Source organism: Duganella callida (assembly GCF_004614165.1).
In the GTDB taxonomy this organism is placed as follows: domain Bacteria; phylum Pseudomonadota; class Gammaproteobacteria; order Burkholderiales; family Burkholderiaceae_D; genus Rugamonas; species Rugamonas callida.
Window position 1 is genome coordinate 1 of record NZ_SPVG01000103.1, and the last position, 19,310, is coordinate 19,310.

The following is a 19,310-nucleotide window of genomic DNA, read 5'->3' on the forward strand; positions in this document are numbered from 1 at the left end:
CGGCAGGCACGCCTGGCGTCGCCCGCGCGCCGGATGAAACAGGCCCGCTGGCCGAGGCCCGTTCGCTGGGCGCCGCCGCCCTGGCCAGCATGCGCCGCGACCTGTTCCCGCGCGCGGCGGCTTATCAACCGGAGATCGCATCGTGACCGCTGAACTGAGTTTATACGGACTGTATGTCCCCACCTTGCTGTTGCTGGCCATTTTGGCGCTGATCTGCACGCGCGCGCTGGGACGCCTGCTGATGCGGGTCGGCTTCTACCGCCTGGTGTGGCATCCGGCGCTGTTTGAATTTGCGCTGTTCTTCATCCTGCTGGGCGGCTTTTCCACTTTTTTGAATAACCGGGGCTGAATCATGAACCTCAAAACTCCTTTACTGGCCCTGGGCCGATTTGCCGTAACGATGATCGCGGTGGCTGCCGCCGGCGTGCTGGGATGGCGTTTGTGGCAGCACTATGAAGTGGAGCCATGGACCCGCGATGGCCGCGTCAAGGCCGATGTGGTGCAGGTGGCGCCGGACGTCACCGGTCAGGTCACCGCGGTGCTGGTGCACGATAACCAGCAGGTGAAGGCGGGTCAGGTGCTGTTCGAAGTGGACCGCGCGCGTTTCGAACTGGCGCTGCGCCAGGCCGAGGCGGCGGTGCAGGCACAGCGCGCCACGCTGGCGCAGGCGGAAAAGGAAGCGCACCGCAACACCGAGCTGACCGACCTGGTCTCGACCGAAACGCGGGAACAGGGTGCATCGCGGGTCGACCAGCTGCGCGCGGCGCTGGCGCAGGCGATTGTGGCGCGCGATGTCGCCAAACTGAATCTGGACCGTACCCGCATCGTCTCGCCGGTGAACGGCACCATCTCCAACCTGGACCTGCGCACCGGTTCCTACGTCAGCGCCGGCCACGCGGTGATGGCGCTGATCGACAGCGATTCCTATTATGTCGAAGGTTATTTCGAAGAGACCAAACTGCCGGCGATCCAGGTCGGCGATGCGGTGGTGGTGCTGCCGATGGGCGAATCGCTGCGCATCAAGGGGCACGTCGAAAGCCTGGCCGGCGGCGTGGCGGACCGCGACCGCAGCACCTCGTCGAATCTGCTGTCCAGCGTGAACCCGACCTTCAACTGGGTACGTCTGGCGCAGCGCATCCCGGTACGCATCAAGCTGGACGCCTTGCCTGCCAACGCGCGCCTGGTGGCCGGGCAGACCGTCACGGTCGATGTGCAGGCCAAACGTTCCTGAGCGGGAGAGCGCCATGAAATCCATTAAAATACTGGGCGGCACGATGCTGCTGGCCGTACTGGCGGCGTGCGGCACCGTCGGCCCCGACTACAAAGTGCCCGAGCAGGCGGTGATCAAGCGGCCGACGGCGGCTGCGCCGTTCCTGAGCAGCGCGGAAAGCGCCTATAAACAGGAGCCACTGCCGGCGCACTGGTGGCGCTTGTATCAGGACCCGGTGCTGGATCAGCTGGTCGAACAGGCGCTGGCCGCCAACACCGACCTGCGCGTGGCCTCGGCTAACCTGGCGCGCGCGCGCGCCGTGCTGCTGGAAGCCGAAGAAAACGGCAAGCCGGTGGTCGGCGTCAGCGCGGCGCCGGGTGTGGGCCGTGCCTCCGCCGCGGCGAAAGGGTCGCCGGCCTCGCTGCCGGACAAATTCACCTACGACGCCGGCATCAACGTCTCCTACCAGGTGGACATGTTCGGCAAGATCGCGCGCGCCGTGGAAGCGGCCAATGCCGACACCGAATCGGCGCAGGCTGGCGTCGACCTGGTGCGCGTGACCGTCGCCGCCGATACCGCGCGCGCCTATGCCGATGCCTGCTCGGCGGTGCGGCAGATGGCGGTGGCACGGCAGTCGGTCGATCTGCAGCAGAAGCTGGTCGAACTGACGACCCAGCGCACGCGCGCCGGCCGCGGCACCAGTCTGGATGACGCGCGCGCCCGCAGCCAGCTGGCACAGTTGCAGGCGGCCCTGCCGCCGCTGGAAGCGCAACACCGCACGGCCTACTATCGTCTGGCGGCGCTGACCGGCAAGACGCCGCAGGAAATGAACCTGCATCTGCTGCAGTGCCAGGCCGCGCCGCGCCTGACCAGGCCGTTCCCGGTCGGCGACGGGGCCGCGCTGCTGCGCCGCCGCCCGGACATCCGCCAGGCGGAACGCAATCTGGCTTCGGCCAGCGCGCGCATCGGCGTGGCGACGGCGGATCTGTATCCGAGCATCAGCCTGGGCGCCACCGTCGGCAGCACCGGCCTGCTCGATCATTTCGGCGCCGGCAACGCCTTCCGCTGGAGCCTCGGACCGCTGATCTCGTGGACGCTGCCATCGACCGGTTCGGCGCGCAGCCGCATCGCCGAGGCGGAGGCGGGCAACGCCGCCGCGCTGGCGCGCTTCGACGGCGTGGTGCTCAATTCGCTGAAAGAAGTGGAAAGCGCGATGACCGTATATGCTCGCGAGCTGGACCGGAATGCGGCCCTGAAGACGGCGCGTGACGAGGCGGAACTGGCGTCCGGACAGTCGCACCGCCTGTACCGGTATGGGCGTACCGATTTCCTGTCGGTGCTGGATGCCGACCGCACCCTGGCCGCCACCGACGCCGCCTGGGCCGCGTCCGACGCCGCGCTGGCCGCCGATCAGATCACGCTGTTCCTGGCGCTGGGCGGCGGCTGGGAGCAGCTTTAAGAATGGTATGCTATCGCCTTCGTTAATAAGGAGTGAGCATCATGGGACTGGCGGATCAGTTACTCAAAGCCGGTTTGGTCGACCAGAAAAAGGTCAAGGTCGCCAATCAGAACAAGGGCAAACAGCAGAAGGACGAGCGCCGCGCCGGCGTGCAGACGGTCGATGAGACCAAGCTGGCGGCGCAGGAGCGGCAGCGTCTGAACGCCGAAAAGGCGCGCCAGGCCAACGCCGAACGCGACGCCGCTGCGCAGCAAAAGGCGATCGCCGCGCAGATCGCGCAGATGATCCAGCAGAACAAGCAGGACAAGGGCAAGGGCGACACGGCCTACAACTTCACGCATGGTACGAAGATCGAGCGCATCTACGTCTCCGACAAGGTGCGCGAGCATCTGGTGGCGGGCCGCCTGGTGATCGTCGCCGCGGGCCAGAACTACGAACTGGTGCCGCGCGTGATCGCCGACAAGATCGCCGAGCGTAACGAGGCGTTGGTGATCCGCGTCAAACAGGCCAGCACCGAGGTCGACGAGGACGATCCGTACGCCGCCTACAAGATTCCCGATGACCTGATGTGGTAATCCTATTTGCGCGGTTTGCCGAACACCTGGGTCCAATAGATGCTTGAGCGCTGGCCCTGACCAAGGTCGTAGGCGGCGCCCATTTCCGTGTAATCGGGATTCATGATGTTGGCGCAGTGGCCAGGACTGGTCAGCCAGCCGGCCAGCGCTTCCTGTGGGCTCAGCTGGCCCGAGGCGATGTTCTCGCCGATCCGCAGCCATTGATAACCGGCCTGCCGCGCGCGGTCGCCCACCACTTTTCCCTCCTTGTCCGTGTGGCTGAAATAGCGTTGGCGCGCCATGTCCTGGCTGTGCGCCAGCGCCGCCGCGCCCAGTGCCGGATTCCAGCGCAGCGGCGGCGCCGGCGCGAACGACTGTCCGCCGCAGACGCGCGCGTTGGCGCGGGCGGCGTTGACGCCTTCCAGTATCGTCTGGCCGGCTTCCTGCCAGTTGGCGATCGGCGTGGCCGGCCGGTCGGGCGACATGCCCAGTGGCGACGGCGGGTGTGGTGGCGCCGGCCGCGCCAGCACCACGCTCCATTCCTGGCCGATGTGCGTGACGCCGATCTCGGTATAGGCGGTGCTCAGCAGCGCGCGGCAATAGGGCTGCTGGATGGTCTGCATCGCCATCTGCGCGCTGGCGGCGCCGGTGACCGAAATGGCGTCCGCCTGCGCGCTGGCGTAGCCGGCACGGTCCAGTACCGCGATCAGGATGGTGCCAGGCTGGATGCGGATGCCGGCCAGCCTGGCCTGCGGCGTCAGGGGCGGCGCCGGGGCGGCGTCGGGGCTGCCGTCGCAGGGCCCGGGCGCGGCACGGTAGGCGTTGATCAGGGACGTCAGCTGATCGGCGTCGCCTTGCGGCGATGCCTGGGCCGGCGCGCTCGCCAGCAGCAGTGCCGGCAGGAGGATGCATCGTTTCATTATTTCCAGGTGATGATGCCGGCGGCGGCCAGCCGTTCAAAATAAGCCGACACCAGCGCCCGCGGTACCGCAGTATAGCGTCCGCAGACGATGTCGTGGATGTCGGCCAGCGGGGCGAAGATGTTACCGGCCCCGACTCATGCTACTCTATTCCGGATGTAATTCCCGACGACTCACATGACGAAACACCACAAGCAAGGGCGCCCCGGCGGCAATCAAGGCTCCGGCAAGGCGGACCAGCTGTTCGCCGCAGGGCTGAATTTCCATCGCCAGGGCCAACTCGATCAGGCGATGCAGGCGTACGAACAGGTGCTCAAGCTCACGCCGCGGCACTTCGACGCATTGCATCACATCGGCATCCTGGCCTTCCAGAAAAAGAACTATCCGCTGTCGGTGGATTTCCTGCGGCTGGCGCTGAGCGTCAACGCCAATGTCGCCAGCGCTCACGCGAACCTGGGCAATACGCTCAAGGAGATGGGACAGCTGGAAGAAGCACTGCTCAATTACGATCGCGCGCTGTCCCTGAACGGCCGCGATGCCGATACCTGTTACAACCGCGGCGCCGCCCTGCATGCGCTGGGCCGGCTGGAAGATGCCTTGCAGAGCTACGACAGCGCGCTCGCGATCAACGGCAAGGACCATCAGGCTTGGCAGAGCCGCGCGGTGGTGCTGAAGGATCTGGCGCAGTTCGAGGCCGCCAGGGAAAGCCTGACGCGGGCGCTGGCGCTCGATCCGGGCTCGGTCGAGGCGCAATGGGGCAAGGCGCTGCTGGATCTGCAGTTCGGGCGCTACACGGAAGGCTGGCGCGGCTACGAGTCGCGCTGGAACATGCCTTCGCTGACTGTGTATGACGGCGAGCGTCCGCAGGGCGCCGCCTGGCTGGGACAGGGTTCTTTGCAGGGCAAGACCATTCTGCTCTACGCCGAACAGGGACTGGGCGACACGCTGCAGTTCTGCCGTTACGTACCGATGGTGGCGCAGCTGGGCGCGCGGGTGATCCTGGAAGTGCCGGCCGCGCTGGCCGGCCTGCTGGGCAGCCTGGCCGGCGTCAGCCAGCTGCTGGTCAAGGGCGCGGCGCGGCCGTCGTATGACTGCCACTGTGCGCTGATGAGTTTACCGCTGGCCTTTGGTACGCAGGTCGAGACGATTCCCGCGCAGGTGCCGTATCTGTCCAGCGATCCGCAAAAGGTCGCCGAGTGGGCGGCGCGTCTGGGGGCGCAGGACAGACCGCGCGTGGGCGTGGTCTGGAGCGGCAACTCCAGGCACGGCAATGACCGCAGCCGCAGCATCGCGCTGAGCGGGTTTGCGCGACTGTTCAGCGACCGCTACGAGTTCGTCGTGCTGCAAAAGGAGGTGTCGTCGTCCGATCGCGCCTTGCTGGAAACGCTGCCCGGCGTGCGCCAGTTCAGCGAGGCGATCGCCGACTTTTCCGATACGGCGGCGCTGTGCGAACTGATGGATCTGGTCATCACCGTCGACACCAGCGTGGCGCATCTGGCCGGCGCCCTGGGCAAGCCGGCCTGGGTGCTGCTGGCGATCCATCCCGACTGGCGCTGGCTGTTGGAACGCAAGGACAGTCCGTGGTATCCCGGCGTACACCTGTATCGGCAGACGCGGCGCGATGACTGGGCACCGGTGCTGCAGCAGGTGCGGGAGGACCTGGCGCTGCTGCCGGCATATGATGGCTGTCCCGCATGCGGCAGGGGCATGGTGCCGCACGACGTGGTCGACTTCAACAAGAGCTGCGGGGAAGCGCATGGGCGCTATCTGCCGCTTGCGGGGACGGCGGTGTATTACCATCGTTGCCCCGGCTGCGGATTTGCCCAGGCGCCCGCGTTCCGTCAGTGGACCAGGCAGGCGTTCCGCGCGCATCTGTACAACGACGACTATGCGGCGGTCGATCCGGACGGTGTCAGCGTCCGCCCGCTGCAAAACGCCGATTTCGTGCACCAGCTGTTCGGCGAGAGCCGCGCGGCGATCCGTCACCTGGATTACGGCGCCGGCAGCGGATTGCTGTCGGCCACGCTGCGCGAGCGGCAGTGGGACTCGCTTGCTTACGATCCGTTTGCGGACGATGAGCGCAAGCCCACGCAACTGGGCAAGTTCAATTTCATCACCGCGTTTGCGGCCTTCGAACGCGCGCCCGACGTGAAGGCGCTGATGGCAGACCTGCTCGCGCTGATGGACGAGGAATGTGTGCTGATCTTCTCCACCCGCTTTTCGGACGGGCAGCTGCAACCGAACACGCGGCTGACCTGGTGGTACGCCGCGCCGCGCAACGGGCATATCAGCCTGTTCTCCAAGCGAAGCCTGGTGCTGCTGGCGGAGCAGCGCGGGCTGCAGTTCGGCAGCTTCAACGAGGACACGCACTGCCTGTTCGGCCGTCTGCCGGCCTGGGGCCGGAAACTGCTGGGCGGCTGACGGCGGCATGACGGCGCTGCTCACCAAGCCGTCCGCCCGCTTCCACGTGCTGGCGCAGGGCGTCCTGCGCTACAACACATGCCTTGTGCTGGCGGTGGTCGGTGGCCAAAAACCCGTTGATCCTGTCGTGCCTGGCCGGCGCTGCAAGCTGTGCGGCCTGGAGCTGCACTGCTGGTGGTGCTGTCGTTGATCTGAACTGCGGCCACCCCTGGAAATCAGTGGTGGCGGGGATCGTCTTCTGCGCGGAGGTACTTGATGCCCAGCGGGCCGGTGCCGGAGACCTGGGTCATGTAGTCACCCGATTTCGCCCAGTGGAAGTGCGGCGTGTTGGCCGGCAGTACGATCACCGATCCCGGCGCGTAAGCTTGCAGTTTGTCGGGATCGAAGGTGGTGCCAAGGCCGATGTAGAACACGCCGGAGATCACGGTGTAGATGCGGTCTTCCGGATGCGTGTGCGGCATCAGCTTGACGCCGCCGGGCAGCTTCACGCGTACCACGTAGGGACCGGCCTTGGCCGGATCGCCGACCAGCACCGCCAGCCGCGCTTCCGGCGGGAAGGCCGGGAACGCTTGCCATTCGATGTTTTCGGACAGGACGGCACCAAATTCCTTGACCGGCAAGCCCTGCGCGCCGGCGCTGCCGATAAGCGCGGCAGCGGCCGCAAACGGGATGAGTTTGTTGAGGATCTTCATTTCACTGCTCCATGGGGGGATGTCATTGTGCCGGCGTGACCAGCGGCTTGCCCTGTTCGACGATGTAATGCGCCAACGCCTTGAAGCGCACCGTGCCGACATTGCAGACGGTATGGATTTCGCCCGGCAGGAATTGCAGCGGCTGGCCGGCCTTGAGCGGCAGGTCGGGTTTGCCGTCGATTTTGACCACCACCTGGCCTTCGAGGATGTAGGCGCTTTCGGCGCCGGGATGGGCGTGGCGGGCGGTGCACTGGCCCGGTTCGAGCTCGGCGAGCACACTCAGTATCTGGTGCCCCGCCGGGTAGTCGATGGTCTGCAGCACCGTGCGGTGCTGGGCCATCGCACTGCCGCCGAGCGCGGCAAGCAGAAGGATGGCGGCGGTGTGCGGTCGTTTGCTGAAAGCCATGGCGATTCTCCTGTGCTGATCGAACCCCGGCCTCAGCCGGCAAGTCCGCCATCGACCAGATAGATGGCGAAGGGAAAAGTGAGTATCGACAAAACCGTGCTGACCAGGATGGTGGTCGCCGCCTCGCTCTGGTAGGCGCCGGCCTCGTTGGCGAACATGGCCGGAATGGTGGCGGATGGCAGCGCTGCCAGCAGTATCATCTGCTGCGCATACAGCCCCTTGGCGCCGAACAGCAGGATGGCGGCGATCATCAGCGCCGGTTGCAGCAGCAGCTTGAGGCCGAGGTTGCTCCACACCTCGCGCGACAGCCTGAGCGGCTCCGACGACATGATCAGGCCCAGGCACAGCAACGACACGCCCGGCGTGGCCTTGCCCATCAGGCTGAACGATTCGGCCAGCATGGGCGGCAGTTTCAGTTCCAGCACCGAGCACAGGATGCCCAGCGCGGGCGCCCACATCAGCGGCCGTCGCAGCGCCTGGGTGAGGCTGCCGCGGAAGGCTTGCCAGCCGCTGCTGGTGCCGGCGGCCACCGTCAGCAGCATGGTGGTCAGCGGGATCATCAGCAGGCTGGCAATCAGGTTCAGCACCAGCACGGTGTAAATGCTGCCGTTGCCGAACATGGCCTGCAGGATCGGGATGCCCATGAAGGCCGCGTCCGGATAGGCGGTGACGAAACTTTTCAGGGTCGCCGCCTTCAGCTCGCGGTAGCGCAGCCAGCCGATCAGCAGCGCCACCAGGTACATGCCCATGATGCCGACGAAGGCCGCCGAGATCAGGCGGACGTCGAACAGCTGCGTGCGCGGCGTGGCGGCCATGCTGACCAGCAGCAGCGCCGGAAAGATCCAGCCCAGCACCAGCCGGCTGATCACCAGGCTGTCGGCGCGGTGCAGGCGTTGCCGCTTGCCGGCGATGTAGCCCAGGACGATGACAAATGCTACCGGCAGGATGGGGCCTACGATACGGTCTAACATGATTGGTCTCCAGCTATGCTTTCAAAAAGGCTGCGCCGTTGCGACGGTCTTGTTACAGCGCGATGCGGTAATCGCGGATCACGTCCGGATCCGGTTCCAGGCCCAGGCCCGGGCCGCGCGGCACGGCCAGCCGCCCCTGTCTGGGGACGATGGCGTCGCCGTACAACTGCGCTTCCAGATCGAAGTAGCGCCATTCGACGATGGCGTTGGCGCCGCCCAGCGCGGCGCTGGCGTGCACGCTGGCCAGCAGACCGGGGCCGTCGTAGAAGGTGTGCACCATGACCGTGGTGTTGTGCGCCTGGGCCAGCGCGTAGACTTTCTGCAGCTCCGTGATGCCGCCCATCTTGGCCGGGCTGGGCTGGATGAAATCGACCGCGCCAGCCTGCAGCATGTGCTGGAAGTCCATCAGCGTGGACGCGTTCTCGCCGGCCGCGACGGGAATGCCGCCCTGGCGCCGCACGCTGGCCAGGCCGGCATAGTTTTCCGGTGGCCAGACCGGTTCTTCCAGCCAGCGCAGGTTGTAGGGGCGCAGCTGTTGCGCCATGTCGAGCGCCTCGCGCACGTTCCATGGGCAGTTGACGTCGAGCGTGATCTCGATGTCCGGGCCGGCCGCCTCGCGCGCCGCCCGCACGCAGGCGACGTCGACTTCATGCAGCTTCAGGTAGCGGTAGCCTTGTTCCACGGCGCGCCGCACGTTCAAGCGCACCAGTTCCGGATCGGCATAGCGGATCAGGCTGGCATAGGCGGCCAGTGAGTCGACCCGGGTGCCGCCCAGCAGTTGCCAGATGGGTTGGCCGGCGCGCTTGCCGGCGATGTCCCACAGGGCGATATCGATCGCCGACAGGCCGAACAGGAAAGCGCCGCTGCGGCCGAAGATGTGGAATTTCTTTTGCAGGTCGCTCATCAGTTTTTCGCGCCCGGCCAGGTCGCGGCCGATCACTTCCGGCGCCAGGATGGTGTCCAGCACTAGCTTGACCGCCGGGATCGCGGTGAAGCCGAAGGTCTCGCCCCAGCCCACGGTGCCGTCCTCGGCGGTGATCTTGACCACCAGCGAGTCGACCACCTGCAGGTTCTTGCTGCCCCAGACCCCGCCGGCCGACGGGCCGCCCGTGGTGAAAGGGATGCGCAGCGCGATGGTTTCGATGTTGGCGATGTTCATATCAGCTCCTCAATACGATTCATGTGTGCTTGTATCATAGGAGACATTCGGTTGTCCTGCAAGAGAATAACTTGTTCTTTTTAGTTCGTGTTGTTCTGATGTAGAATAAGTTGATGACGAAAAGGATCTGAACATGAGTGAGATGAATGTCCGGCGGGTGCAACGCAAGCCGCATCTGGCGGAGCACGTGGTGGCCGCCTTGAGCGAAGAGATCGCGTCGGGCCGGCTGCGGCATGGCGACCGGTTGCCGACAGAGCAATTTTTGGCGGAGAATTTCGGCGTCAGCCGCAACGTCGTGCGCGAGGCGATCGCCAGCCTGCGCAGCCAGGGGCTGATCCAGTCGCGTCAGGGTGTAGGCGCGTTCGTGTCGGTCACGGCCGAGGCGGCGGCCGAGCCGCTGGCGCCGGTCAGCGCCCAGCTGCTGGAGGGCGACGACACCATCCGCAAGATGTTCGAGGTGCGCGCGGCGCTGGAGAGCCAGGCTGCGGCGCTGGCCGCCGCCGGCATGACGCCGCGCAAGCTGAAGGAGATCCGCGACGCGGTCGAGCGCATGCGTTTCGAAGGCGCGCCGACCGCGACAACCGTCAATGCCGACCTGGACTTCCACCGCGCGGTGGCCGCCGCGTCCGGCAACGATTATCTGGAGGCGATGATACGCACCGTGCTGGAACCGATGCGGCCACTGATCGCCGCCAACTTCTCGCGTCACGGGCCGATGTTCGGCAACATCCCGCATGCGGCGCGCGACGAGCACGAGGCGCTGGTGCAAGCCTTCATCGATAAGGACGCCGCGCTGGCGCGGCGGCTGATGGGGGAGCATATCGTCAGCGCCGCCGCGCGCTTCGGCTACGAGATTGCCCACTACTGAGCGGGCACGCGCGGCATGCGCGTTACGGATCAGTGCAGCTTTTTCAGCATGGCCGCCGCCACCGCCCTGGCCGATTGCGGATTCTGGCCGGAGATCAGCTCGCGGTCCTCGATCACGTTTTCGCTCCACGGCTTGGCTTCGACGAAGTCGGCGCCGGCGGCGGTCAGGCCGTCCTGCGGGAACAGCTTCATGTGGCCGCCGTCGAGAAAGCCCTTGGCCTGTTCTTCCTCTTCGTTGGTGAAGGCGGTCATCTTGTAGCCCTTGTAGATCCATTGCGCCGGCTGCGTGCGCTGGCCGGCTTCCAGTTTGCCCACATAGCCGCGCGCGTCCGGAATCGCGGACAGCAGGGCGATGGTGCCGTGGCAGGTCAGGCCGGTGAGCTTGCTGTTGTTGTGGAAGTAGGTCAGCAGTTCGCCCAGTTGCTTGTCCTTCAGCAGATCCTGCATCGGGATATGGCCGCCCGGCACGAAGATCGCGTCGAACTTGTCGTAGCCGATTTTCTTCACCTGCGTCAGGCTGATCGCCGGCGAGCCGGTTCTGGACGTCAGTTTGAGTGTGGCCAGCAGCGCCTTGCTTTCCTGGCGGGCTTTTTCGTTGCCGCCCCAGAAGTTCACGTCGTCCGATTTCTGGTCGGCCGACGGCGCCTTGCCGCTGGGCGTGGCAAATACCACGGTGTGGCCGGCGGCGATGAAGGCCTGCACCGGTTCCATCAGCTCGTTGAGGAAGAAACCTGTCTGCATGACTTTGCCATCCTGCAGGTCCAGCTTGTCCTGGTCGGAGACGACTACCAGCACCGTGCCGGCGCTGGCGAAGTGGGTGGCGCTGGCCAGCAGGCCGGCGATCAGGGTTTTTTTCATTTGCAGCTCCTTGTTTGGAATGTGCACAGCGTATTGGCTGTCCCTGTGGCTGTAAATGTGTTGAAACTTACTTCACTTGTTACATGAAGTAATTCATGATCGGCGCCCTGCGGTAGCATGCTAGACTGCCGGCCCGAAGCGATGTCAGTCATCATCGCGCCTCTCCAACTTTCCTTCGTTGACATGACTGAAAACAATCTCTATACGCGGCCCGGTGCGGCCATTTATTCGTCCCTGGTGCTCAAAGTCTATGATGCCTGGGTGCTGGGGTTTTCCAACCGCTTTGCCTGGCGATGCCCGACCGGTACGGTGCTGCTGCCGTTCTATCGCCGCCATCTGGGCGGGCGGCATCTCGACGTGGGCGTGGGGACCGGCTATTACCTGGCGCATGCCGATTTGTCCGCCGTCCGGCAGCTGGCGCTGCTGGACCTGAATGACAACAGCCTGCGCGCCGCGGCGGCGCGCTCGGGACGCGCGGATGTGGCATCGTTTCAGGGCGACGTCATGCAACCGCTGGACATCATGCGGGGGCAGCAATATGACTCGATCGCGCTGTTTTACCTGCTGCACTGCCTGCCAGGCACCATGGCGACCAAGGAAGCGGTGTTCCGCCACCTGAAGTCCTTGCTGAGTCCGGACGGCGTGGTATACGGCGCCACCATCCTCGGCACGGCGGCCGGACACAACGGCGTCGGCCGGTATCTGATGAATCTGTACAACCGCAAAGGCATCTTCGGCAACCGGGACGACAGCGTCGACAGCCTGCGTCAGGCGCTGTCCAGCCAGTTCGAGGAGGTCACCATCACCCGGCACGGCATGGTGGCGCTGTTCACCGCCCGTCGCGCACGCAAACGCGTCACTGACTAAAATACAACATTTGTATCAGGTTTGTTTCAGCTATATCACATCTGGCCGGTGCAGCGTTTAACAATTCGGCTGCGCCAGCCATGTCCCGCCAGGGCCGGCTTTCACTCTGAAAGACCTCTTATCTTGAATTTCCTTCAAGTAAAAGTACTGGATTTGCAGTAATTCTGCGGATTTTCCGTCTATCGATGCGCGGGAAAATATGTGTAAGTTTCAACAATGTAATGATAGACTCAAGTTTCAAAAATCATCACATTGTTTAACATTTACACCAGCCGATAAGGGATCAAATGAAGACCAAGCTTCTGATGTTGTGTGCCGCGTTGGCGGCAGTGACGGGTAGCTCGCAGGCGATTTCGCTGCCGGGCACGGCGCCCCTGACGAAACCGCGCGTGGCGGCCGACCCGCGTATCGTCGATCTGGGCGTCGCCGCTGCCACCGATGTAAAAACCATTTCGCTGTCGCTGGCGGTGCGCAATGCCGACCAGCTGGACGCGTTCATTGCCAGCCTGGCCGATCCCGCCAGCCCGAACTTCCGCAAGTTCATCACGCCGCAGCAGTTTGCCGCGACCTATGGCCAGACGCCGGAATCGGTGGCGGCTGTGGTCAACTACCTGAAATCCAAGGGCTTCACGGTCAACAAGGTATTCGCCAACAACCTGCAGATCAGCGCGACCGGCACCAATGCGCAGATCGCCGCAGCGTTCGGCGCCAGCGTGCACAACTACTCGCTGCTGGGCAAACGCTACCAGGCGCCGGCAACCACGCCCACCATCCCGGCCGCGCTGGCGTCGGTGGTGAAGGCGGTCAACGGCATCAGCACCCGTGCGCTGTTCAGCAAGCGCTCGACCACGGTGCCGCACACCGGCGCGCTGGCGGGCGACGTCAGCACCAAGGTGGCCGGCGCCGTCGGCGGCGCGCCGGGCCAGTACACCACCACCGACCTGGCCAGCAAGTACAACATCAATCCGCTGTACACGCGCGGCATCACCGGCGCCGGCAAGACCATCGGCATCGCCACGCTGGCCGGCTATGCGCAGTCGGATGCATACGCTTACTGGCAGCAGCTGGGCCTGCAGGTCAGCAGCAGCCGCATCACCGACGTGAAGGTCGACGGCGGCCCGCTGCCGGAAGATGGTCCGGGTTCGGACGGCGCCGGCGAAACCACGCTGGACGTGCAGCAATCGGGCGGCGTGGCGCCGGGCGCGAAGATGCGCGTTTACCTGGCGCCCAATACCGACGCCGGCTTCATCGACGTGTTCGCCCAGGCGGTGGACGAGAACCTGGTCGACGTGCTGTCGGTCAGCTGGGGCAATCCGGAAGTGTATTTCGATGACGGCACCATTGCGGCCTTCCACGCGGTGTTCCAGCAGGCCGCCGCGCAGGGCATCCCGGTGATCGCCGCCTCCGGCGATGCCGGCGCGTTCGACATCAACCGTTCACTGCCATATCCGCAGTGCACCACGCTGCTGGGCGTCGACTTCCCGGCGGCCGATCCGCTGGTGCTGGCAGCCGGCGGCACCACGCTGCCGAACACCTCGCCGCACAAGTACGGCAACGTGACCGTGAGCACCGAGCGCGCCTGGGGCTGGGATTATCTGAAGACCTACATCGTCAGCAACTACGGTACCGACCTGTACTACTCCGACTACTTGGCCGTGGGCGGCGGCGGCGGCGTCAGTGCGCTGTTTGCGGTGCCGTCGTACCAGAAAGGGCTGAGCGGCGTGCAGAAGACTGCGGCAGCGCAATCGCTGATCTGCGAAAACGCGGTGTTCAACAATGGCAGCGGCTATGGCGACTATCTGGACGTGCCGGCCAATATCGCCGGCCGTAACCTGCCGGACGTGTCGCTGAACGCCGACCCGTACAGTGGCTACGCCGTGTACTTCAACGGCGCGTGGTCGACCGGTTCGGGCGGCACCAGCTTCGTGTCGCCACAGCTGAACGGCATCCTGACCCTGATCAGCTCCGGCCTGAACGGCCGCGTCGGCCCGATCAATCCGCAACTGTACGCCGCGTTCAAGACCTACGGCTATGGCGCCGGCTCGCCGTTCAAGGCGATCACCGCCGGCACCAACCAGTACTACCCATCGACCGCGACCTACAACCCGGCCACCGGCCTGGGTTCGCTGGACGTGAACGCGCTGGCCAAGGCGCTGGGCGTCAAATAAGCACCTGTCGGGCGGAGGCGCGGGGCCTCCGTCCGTTTCATGAACACTTAGATACGGATCGCACATGAAATTCATCAAGCATTTGATCGTGACTGTTACCCTGGCCATGTTCGGCATTGCCGCCCAGGCGCAAATTTATGTTCCCAAGGATCTGGGCTCGCCTGGAGATTTCGACAACAGCTGGACCTTCCTGGGTGATGCCAGTGTCCCGCACGTCGCCGGTGAGAAATTTGTGGATACCTACATCTTCAATGTGCCGGATGCGCAAAACATCTCGGTTTCATTGACCAGTCTGCTGACCCGCGCCGGCTCGTCCGGCGTCAGCTTCCTGAACGGCGGTTTTGTGCTGAAAGATTGGGCCAATAACACCGAGCTGTATAACGTTGATGCCACCAAGGCCGGCTCGATCATCAGCGACACGTGGGCGCTGGGCAGCGGTACCTATGGCCTGTATGTCGTCGGCACCTACCTGGTGAACGGCGGCACCTACGGCGGCCAGATCTGGGGCACGCCGCTGGCGGCCGTCCCTGAACCATCGAGCGTGCTGATGCTGCTGGCCGGTATGGCGCTGGTCGCCGGCGTTGCTCAACGTCGCCGCCGCGCTTAAGTTCTCCGCGCTTGGGAAAAGCCGCGAGCGATCGCGGCTTTTTTTATTTTTGCGGCGGCGCCAGGCCGCGCGAATCGGGGCAGGGCGCCTCTTCGTCGGGGATGTGGCGCAATTTGCTGGTGGCGGTCGCCGATGTCGCGGGCCGTGAACATCCTTGGCTGGCCGCGCCAGGGGCGGCCGGCGGCTGTGACAGCTGCGCGGTTTCCTGCGCCGCTGGCGCACAGGCACTCAGGCATGATAGGAACAGCAGCCGCGACGCGACAGATGGAAACATAAGAAACTCCGTAGTTCACGCATAAAAAAACGCCAACCCGCTGAGGTTGGCGCTCCACTTCCTCCGCCTTATGGTAACAGGGAAGCTGTGAAAGTACTATGCACGCTCAACTGATCGATTCCGGTGGCACCGTGTTCAGGCCATCGGTGCAACCGGTAGCGCTTTGCCACTCCGACTGGGTCTTTTTCGCATTGAAGTAGTCGACCAGCTGCTTGTAGTTGTTCGGTAGATTGGACGGCCACTGGCGGTACCAGCTGATATGGCTGGCGTGCAATCTGGTTGCGGCAAAGTCGGTCACGGTGGCGACATTCTGCACGACGTTGCCATTGCTCATATAGTTGAGCGAATCGAAATGGGCCAAACTAGGTACGAAGCGCGAAGTGGACTTGATGATGTCGTAAGACATGTACTGACCGGCCAGCGTTGGCTCAATCTGCACGATATCGACCGCACCCATGCCGACGCCGGCCTGTACCAGCATGCGGGCGAGGCGGGTGTCCTTCTGGTCGGCGACGTAGTTGTAGCCGATCGTGAACAGCGATCGTTTGAAGGCTTTATTCATCTCGACCGCGATGCGTACCTGACCTTCAACATAGTCGGTCAGTGTGACATTCTTGTTTTTGGCTTTGTTGTAGTCGGTCAGCACCTGCGCCAGCGTGTCACCCGGCGCCGTTTCATCGATGCGGAAACCTTCGAACACGCTGTCGCTGTCGAACGTTTCGGCGATCTTTTGTGCCAGCGCGATCAGGCGGTCTTGGATGCAAGGATTGTCGTAGCGGGTCTTCCATCCCTGACCGTTATTGTGTTGATATACACCGCCTTCGTATTCTGGATCCTCCAGAATATATTGCGGGAACGAGTTGGCCGCAGGGCGGGTGTAGCTGTCTGTCAGCAGATAGACCAGAAGGTATTTGGCAACCGGGGTGCCATCCTTATTCTTGTAATTGCGCAGGGCATCCAGCCAGTTCTTGATGCCATCGAGCTTGTAGTCGCCTTTGGTCGGCTCCAGATCCTTCCAGTACCACGGATGTTCGATACCGCGCCACGCGGCGGTGGTGTCGGTGACAGGTGAACCGCCGGTTGCGGTTCCTGTTTCGAATCCGTCCTGGCTGGCGAAATGGCCGTAGCCCCAGTCAGCGTACACGTTCAGATAGTGGCCGGGATGGAAGTTGACGATGCCTTTCTGCGCGCGGGTATAGGTCACCGAAGGTTGCACCAAGCAGCTGAAGCGGCCGACTTTCACCGTGCCCGTGGTGCCGGTGGCAAACGACTGGTCATTGGCCACATGCAGCAGCAGATCGACGGCGCTGTAGTTGTCCACGGTCGCCGGCGGCGTCTGGAACACGGCGCTGAACTGCACAGTGGACGGCAGCGGCTTGTCATCGGCCGAGATGCCGCAGCTGTAGTAATAACGGCCGAGGCTGCCCTTGTAGATCTGCACCGCCGGGCCGGCCGCCGCCAGCTTGTCCGCGACGGGATCGCGGCGGATTTCACAGCGGACCGAGAACACGTCCTTGGGACCGATGTGTTTGATGATGTCGCGGTTCATCGAATAGGCGTAGCGGAAGCCGCCCTTGTACTGATAATTGGGGAAGGCCACCGTCAGCTTGGCAAGTTTGCCGTGCCCCTCGGGATGGTCTTCCAGGGTCGTGATGTTGGAGGTGTTGAGATTGGCGTAACCGGCCGGACCCAGTTTGAGGGTGGCGGCGGCGCCGCTGCCGCCGCCTTTTTCAAAGCTCACGCTCGGCGCCTCGGTGTAGCTGCCGGGATTGATAATGTTCATGCCGGTCACAACGCCGTTGGTCACGACAGCCTTGGCGATGGCGCCGCCGGTGCCGGAACCGCCGTTGAAGACCAGATCGAAGCCTGCGGCGGGGTAACCCGAACCGCCCGCCAGCGTGTCGAAGGAGGCGATGCCCAAGCCCTCGGTAAACAGACTGTTGTGAACGATATTGACCGAGCGCGGATCGCCGACGATGTCGTCCTGCGGATCGGTGGCCAGTTCAAACTGATTGCTGATGGCGGCGGTCCACTTGGCGGCGATGGCCTGGCCGATGTAGAACGCGCCGACGTTAATCGGAGTGACGTTGTCGGCGCTATACGTATCGATCCACGCCATGGCATTGTCCTGCGCGGTTTTTGCGACCGGCGTGGTGACATCGATCACAACCACGTTCGGGTAGGTCGTGGCCTGGCTGAGTATCCACGTATTCAGCTGGGCGATGGTATTGCGGATGGCCGGCGTAGCATTTGGGGCGGAGACGTTGAGCGGCGTCTGAGTCAGCCACCAGACGCGCTGCGCGCCGGCCGAAGCGCGCGCGATGACGCGCGTCCAGGCCGTCTGCAGGTCGCTCAGCGTGGTGTTCTGGCGGAGGTCATTCTGGCCGCCCATGCAAATAATGTCGGTGACGCCATTGGCGATGCAGGCTTCCACCTGGGCGTAGAAACTGTCCTTGACCGTTGCGCCCGGCGCGGCCTGATTGGAGGCGATACGCAAACGCTGTTGCGACAGCGCCAGCGCCCAGGTCAGATAGCCATTGGCCATGTATTTGAAAACGGTCTGGTCCGACGAGACGGAATAAAACTTGGACGTGACCTCGTCGCCAACGATCCCCAGCGTGTTGCCCGGGCTTGGGAGGTTGTCCGTGGTGACGGTGTTATAGCGGTTCGATATCTGGGTGGCGTAGGCCTGGGAAAAAACGGCAGCGTTACCGATGGTGGATACAACCGAGGCGGCAGTGACGGTTTTCAGGAAACTGCGGCGGGATTTGCTCATGTGGGCTCCGGCGGAGGTTAAAGGAGGGGAATGCTGTCCGAATGATAACCAATAAATTGCAATTATGGAATGTTTTTCTACCGTTTTTTACAAGCCGCGGTTCTGAATCTTTGCTTAAAAAGAGGACATCGTCTTGACAAGCAAGAATGATCGTTCCATGATTGTTGAACTTATCGTTCCAACATAATCAAGGAGCCCGCCATGTCTGTCATTACCGCCGTCCCCCGTCTGAATATCGCTGTCGCCGGTGCCACCGGCAAGGTTGGCGCCGCACTGGTCGCGGCTCTGGCCGCCGAACCGGTCAATCTGCTCGCCCTGACGCGCTCACCGGAGGCCAAAACCTTTCCGCCCGGAGTGACCGCAAGAGGTGTTGATTTCGCGGCGCCGACGTCGTTGCAGGCATCGCTGGAAGGCGTCGACCGCCTGTTTCTGGCGCAAGGCACTTCGCCGCGCCAGGTCGAAAATGAAATCGCGCTGATCGATGCCGCGGTGTCGGCCGGTGTCGGTCATATCGTCAAGCTGTCGGCATTCGGCTTGCCGCTGCGGTGGCACCCGTTCGACTGGCACACGCGCATCGAGGCGCACCTGGCCAGCCGTGACATCGGCTATACCATGCTGCGTCCGAGCACCTTCATGAACGTACTGGTACGCGCGGGCCGGCCGGTGGCAGAAGGCACCTGGGGCGGTGCTGCCGGACACGGGGTGGTTAATCTGATCGATGTGCGTGATGTCGCCGATGCCGCCAGGGCGGTGCTGCTGGATGAGCACAGCAACAGCTGGCAGCGCGCGTTTCACCTGACCGGTCCGCGTGCCTGGAGCATGCCCGAAATCGCCGCCGAGTTATCCGGCCTGCTGGGCCGCACGGTGACTTACGAACAGCGCAGTCTCGACCAGCAGCGCGCCGTGCTGATGGCGTCCGGGTTGAACGAATTTGCCGCCGGGGTGGCCGTCGGGCTGGATGAGGCGTTTTCCCAGTCGGCGCTGCGCGAAGACACTTCCACCGTTCAGCTGTTGACGGGGCATGCGCCGCGCTCGCTGACCGACTGGTTGCGCGACAATCTGTCGTTGTTCAAGTCCGCTACGCCGGCTTGACGGCCGCCA

At 64.0% G+C, this 19,310-nt stretch carries 18 protein-coding genes; 11 read left to right on the plus strand and 7 right to left on the minus strand.

The features are described 5' to 3' along the window. Positions 1 to 142: 142 nt before the first annotated feature. Genes E4L98_RS10745 through E4L98_RS10760 form a run of 4 tightly spaced genes read left to right on the plus strand, consistent with a single transcriptional unit; the run spans position 143 to position 3,244 of the window. A complete protein-coding gene (locus E4L98_RS10745) occupies positions 143 to 349 on the plus strand; it encodes a DUF1656 domain-containing protein (protein WP_135201557.1) in 207 nt (68 codons plus the stop codon). 3 nt (positions 350 to 352) lie between these two features. Next, positions 353 to 1,231 carry an efflux RND transporter periplasmic adaptor subunit gene (locus tag E4L98_RS10750; protein WP_135201558.1) on the plus strand — a complete coding sequence of 293 codons (879 nt, stop codon included), beginning with the start codon at positions 353 to 355 and terminating at the stop codon, positions 1,229 to 1,231. Between the two features lie 13 nt (positions 1,232 to 1,244). Beyond that, positions 1,245 to 2,669, plus strand: coding sequence for an efflux transporter outer membrane subunit (locus tag E4L98_RS10755; RefSeq protein WP_135201559.1), 1,425 nt, complete (start codon positions 1,245 to 1,247; stop codon positions 2,667 to 2,669). 41 nt (positions 2,670 to 2,710) lie between these two features. Continuing rightward, positions 2,711 to 3,244: a DUF2058 domain-containing protein gene (locus E4L98_RS10760; RefSeq protein ID WP_371857211.1), complete on the plus strand. Its 534-nt coding sequence runs from the start codon at positions 2,711 to 2,713 to the stop codon at positions 3,242 to 3,244. A gap of 2 nt (positions 3,245 to 3,246) precedes the next feature. Here E4L98_RS10760 and E4L98_RS10765 read toward each other — a convergent pair whose 3' ends face one another. Continuing rightward, positions 3,247 to 4,143: a CAP domain-containing protein gene (locus E4L98_RS10765; RefSeq protein ID WP_135201560.1), complete on the minus strand. Its 897-nt coding sequence runs from the start codon at positions 4,141 to 4,143 to the stop codon at positions 3,247 to 3,249. A 177-nt stretch (positions 4,144 to 4,320) separates the two neighbouring features. Between E4L98_RS10765 and E4L98_RS10770 the strand changes: the two genes are divergently transcribed. Next, positions 4,321 to 6,564 (plus strand): tetratricopeptide repeat protein, encoded by a 2,244-nt coding sequence (locus E4L98_RS10770; protein WP_135201561.1) that lies wholly within the window; start codon positions 4,321 to 4,323, stop codon positions 6,562 to 6,564. A gap of 7 nt (positions 6,565 to 6,571) precedes the next feature. Then, entirely contained in the window at positions 6,572 to 6,754 is a 183-nt protein-coding gene (locus E4L98_RS10775) for a hypothetical protein (protein ID WP_135201562.1), read from the plus strand. Between the two features lie 25 nt (positions 6,755 to 6,779). On the opposite strand, the gene E4L98_RS10780 is transcribed toward E4L98_RS10775, so the two are convergent. From E4L98_RS10780 to E4L98_RS10795, 4 genes are read right to left on the minus strand one after another with little or no spacing between them, the layout of a single operon-like run. Beyond that, positions 6,780 to 7,256, minus strand: a complete 477-nt coding sequence (locus E4L98_RS10780; protein WP_135201563.1) for a cupin domain-containing protein — start codon at positions 7,254 to 7,256, stop codon at positions 6,780 to 6,782. Between the two features lie 22 nt (positions 7,257 to 7,278). After that, on the minus strand, positions 7,279 to 7,662 hold the full coding sequence (locus E4L98_RS10785; RefSeq protein WP_135201564.1) for a cupin domain-containing protein: 384 nt from the start codon (positions 7,660 to 7,662) through the stop codon (positions 7,279 to 7,281). A gap of 32 nt (positions 7,663 to 7,694) precedes the next feature. Continuing rightward, complete coding sequence (locus E4L98_RS10790) at positions 7,695 to 8,633, minus strand: AEC family transporter (RefSeq protein WP_135201565.1); 939 nt, start codon at positions 8,631 to 8,633, stop codon at positions 7,695 to 7,697. Between the two features lie 52 nt (positions 8,634 to 8,685). Next, positions 8,686 to 9,792 carry a mandelate racemase/muconate lactonizing enzyme family protein gene (locus tag E4L98_RS10795; protein WP_135201566.1) on the minus strand — a complete coding sequence of 369 codons (1,107 nt, stop codon included), beginning with the start codon at positions 9,790 to 9,792 and terminating at the stop codon, positions 8,686 to 8,688. 133 nt (positions 9,793 to 9,925) lie between these two features. Here E4L98_RS10795 and E4L98_RS10800 point away from each other — a divergent pair, with 133 nt between their 5' ends. Continuing rightward, on the plus strand, positions 9,926 to 10,660 hold the full coding sequence (locus tag E4L98_RS10800; protein ID WP_135201567.1) for a FadR/GntR family transcriptional regulator: 735 nt from the start codon (positions 9,926 to 9,928) through the stop codon (positions 10,658 to 10,660). Between the two features lie 29 nt (positions 10,661 to 10,689). Here the strand turns inward: E4L98_RS10800 and E4L98_RS10805 are convergent, their stop codons facing one another. Then, positions 10,690 to 11,517: a type 1 glutamine amidotransferase domain-containing protein gene (locus E4L98_RS10805; RefSeq protein WP_135201568.1), complete on the minus strand. Its 828-nt coding sequence runs from the start codon at positions 11,515 to 11,517 to the stop codon at positions 10,690 to 10,692. Between the two features lie 183 nt (positions 11,518 to 11,700). On the opposite strand from E4L98_RS10805, the gene E4L98_RS10810 reads away from it, so the two are divergent. The 3 genes from E4L98_RS10810 to E4L98_RS10820 all read left to right on the plus strand — a co-directional run bounded on the left by E4L98_RS10810 (position 11,701) and on the right by E4L98_RS10820 (position 15,159). Then, entirely contained in the window at positions 11,701 to 12,384 is a 684-nt protein-coding gene (locus tag E4L98_RS10810) for a methyltransferase (protein ID WP_135201569.1), read from the plus strand. 287 nt (positions 12,385 to 12,671) lie between these two features. Beyond that, positions 12,672 to 14,552 carry a S53 family peptidase gene (locus E4L98_RS10815; protein WP_135201570.1) on the plus strand — a complete coding sequence of 627 codons (1,881 nt, stop codon included), beginning with the start codon at positions 12,672 to 12,674 and terminating at the stop codon, positions 14,550 to 14,552. Between the two features lie 64 nt (positions 14,553 to 14,616). Next, positions 14,617 to 15,159: an FxDxF family PEP-CTERM protein gene (locus tag E4L98_RS10820; protein WP_135201571.1), complete on the plus strand. Its 543-nt coding sequence runs from the start codon at positions 14,617 to 14,619 to the stop codon at positions 15,157 to 15,159. Positions 15,160 to 15,539: 380 nt separating this feature from the next. Here E4L98_RS10820 and E4L98_RS10825 read toward each other — a convergent pair whose 3' ends face one another. Then, a complete protein-coding gene (locus E4L98_RS10825; RefSeq protein WP_135201572.1) occupies positions 15,540 to 18,209 on the minus strand; it encodes an SGNH/GDSL hydrolase family protein in 2,670 nt (889 codons plus the stop codon). A 201-nt stretch (positions 18,210 to 18,410) separates the two neighbouring features. Between E4L98_RS10825 and E4L98_RS10830 the strand changes: the two genes are divergently transcribed. Beyond that, positions 18,411 to 19,301 carry an NAD(P)H-binding protein gene (locus E4L98_RS10830; protein WP_135201573.1) on the plus strand — a complete coding sequence of 297 codons (891 nt, stop codon included), beginning with the start codon at positions 18,411 to 18,413 and terminating at the stop codon, positions 19,299 to 19,301. The last annotated feature ends 9 nt before the right edge of the window (positions 19,302 to 19,310 follow it).

Bases quoted from the DNA above. Each gene is read 5' to 3' on its own strand.
- E4L98_RS10780 (WP_135201563.1), bottom strand. From the start codon at position 7,256: ATGAAGATCCTCAACAAACTCATCCCGTTTGCGGCCGCTGCCGCGCTT.
- E4L98_RS10800 (WP_135201567.1), top strand. From the start codon at position 9,926: ATGAGTGAGATGAATGTCCGGCGGGTGCAACGCAAGCCGCATCTGGCG.
- E4L98_RS10790 (WP_135201565.1), bottom strand. From the start codon at position 8,633: ATGTTAGACCGTATCGTAGGCCCCATCCTGCCGGTAGCATTTGTCATC.
- E4L98_RS10785 (WP_135201564.1), bottom strand. From the start codon at position 7,662: ATGGCTTTCAGCAAACGACCGCACACCGCCGCCATCCTTCTGCTTGCC.
- E4L98_RS10760 (WP_371857211.1), top strand. From the start codon at position 2,711: ATGGGACTGGCGGATCAGTTACTCAAAGCCGGTTTGGTCGACCAGAAA.
- E4L98_RS10830 (WP_135201573.1), top strand. From the start codon at position 18,411: ATGTCTGTCATTACCGCCGTCCCCCGTCTGAATATCGCTGTCGCCGGT.
- E4L98_RS10775 (WP_135201562.1), top strand. From the start codon at position 6,572: ATGACGGCGCTGCTCACCAAGCCGTCCGCCCGCTTCCACGTGCTGGCG.
- E4L98_RS10820 (WP_135201571.1), top strand. From the start codon at position 14,617: ATGAAATTCATCAAGCATTTGATCGTGACTGTTACCCTGGCCATGTTC.
- E4L98_RS10750 (WP_135201558.1), top strand. From the start codon at position 353: ATGAACCTCAAAACTCCTTTACTGGCCCTGGGCCGATTTGCCGTAACG.
- E4L98_RS10795 (WP_135201566.1), bottom strand. From the start codon at position 9,792: ATGAACATCGCCAACATCGAAACCATCGCGCTGCGCATCCCTTTCACC.
- E4L98_RS10770 (WP_135201561.1), top strand. From the start codon at position 4,321: ATGACGAAACACCACAAGCAAGGGCGCCCCGGCGGCAATCAAGGCTCC.
- E4L98_RS10765 (WP_135201560.1), bottom strand. From the start codon at position 4,143: ATGAAACGATGCATCCTCCTGCCGGCACTGCTGCTGGCGAGCGCGCCG.
- E4L98_RS10810 (WP_135201569.1), top strand. From the start codon at position 11,701: ATGACTGAAAACAATCTCTATACGCGGCCCGGTGCGGCCATTTATTCG.
- E4L98_RS10815 (WP_135201570.1), top strand. From the start codon at position 12,672: ATGAAGACCAAGCTTCTGATGTTGTGTGCCGCGTTGGCGGCAGTGACG.
- E4L98_RS10755 (WP_135201559.1), top strand. From the start codon at position 1,245: ATGAAATCCATTAAAATACTGGGCGGCACGATGCTGCTGGCCGTACTG.
- E4L98_RS10825 (WP_135201572.1), bottom strand. From the start codon at position 18,209: ATGAGCAAATCCCGCCGCAGTTTCCTGAAAACCGTCACTGCCGCCTCG.
- E4L98_RS10805 (WP_135201568.1), bottom strand. From the start codon at position 11,517: ATGAAAAAAACCCTGATCGCCGGCCTGCTGGCCAGCGCCACCCACTTC.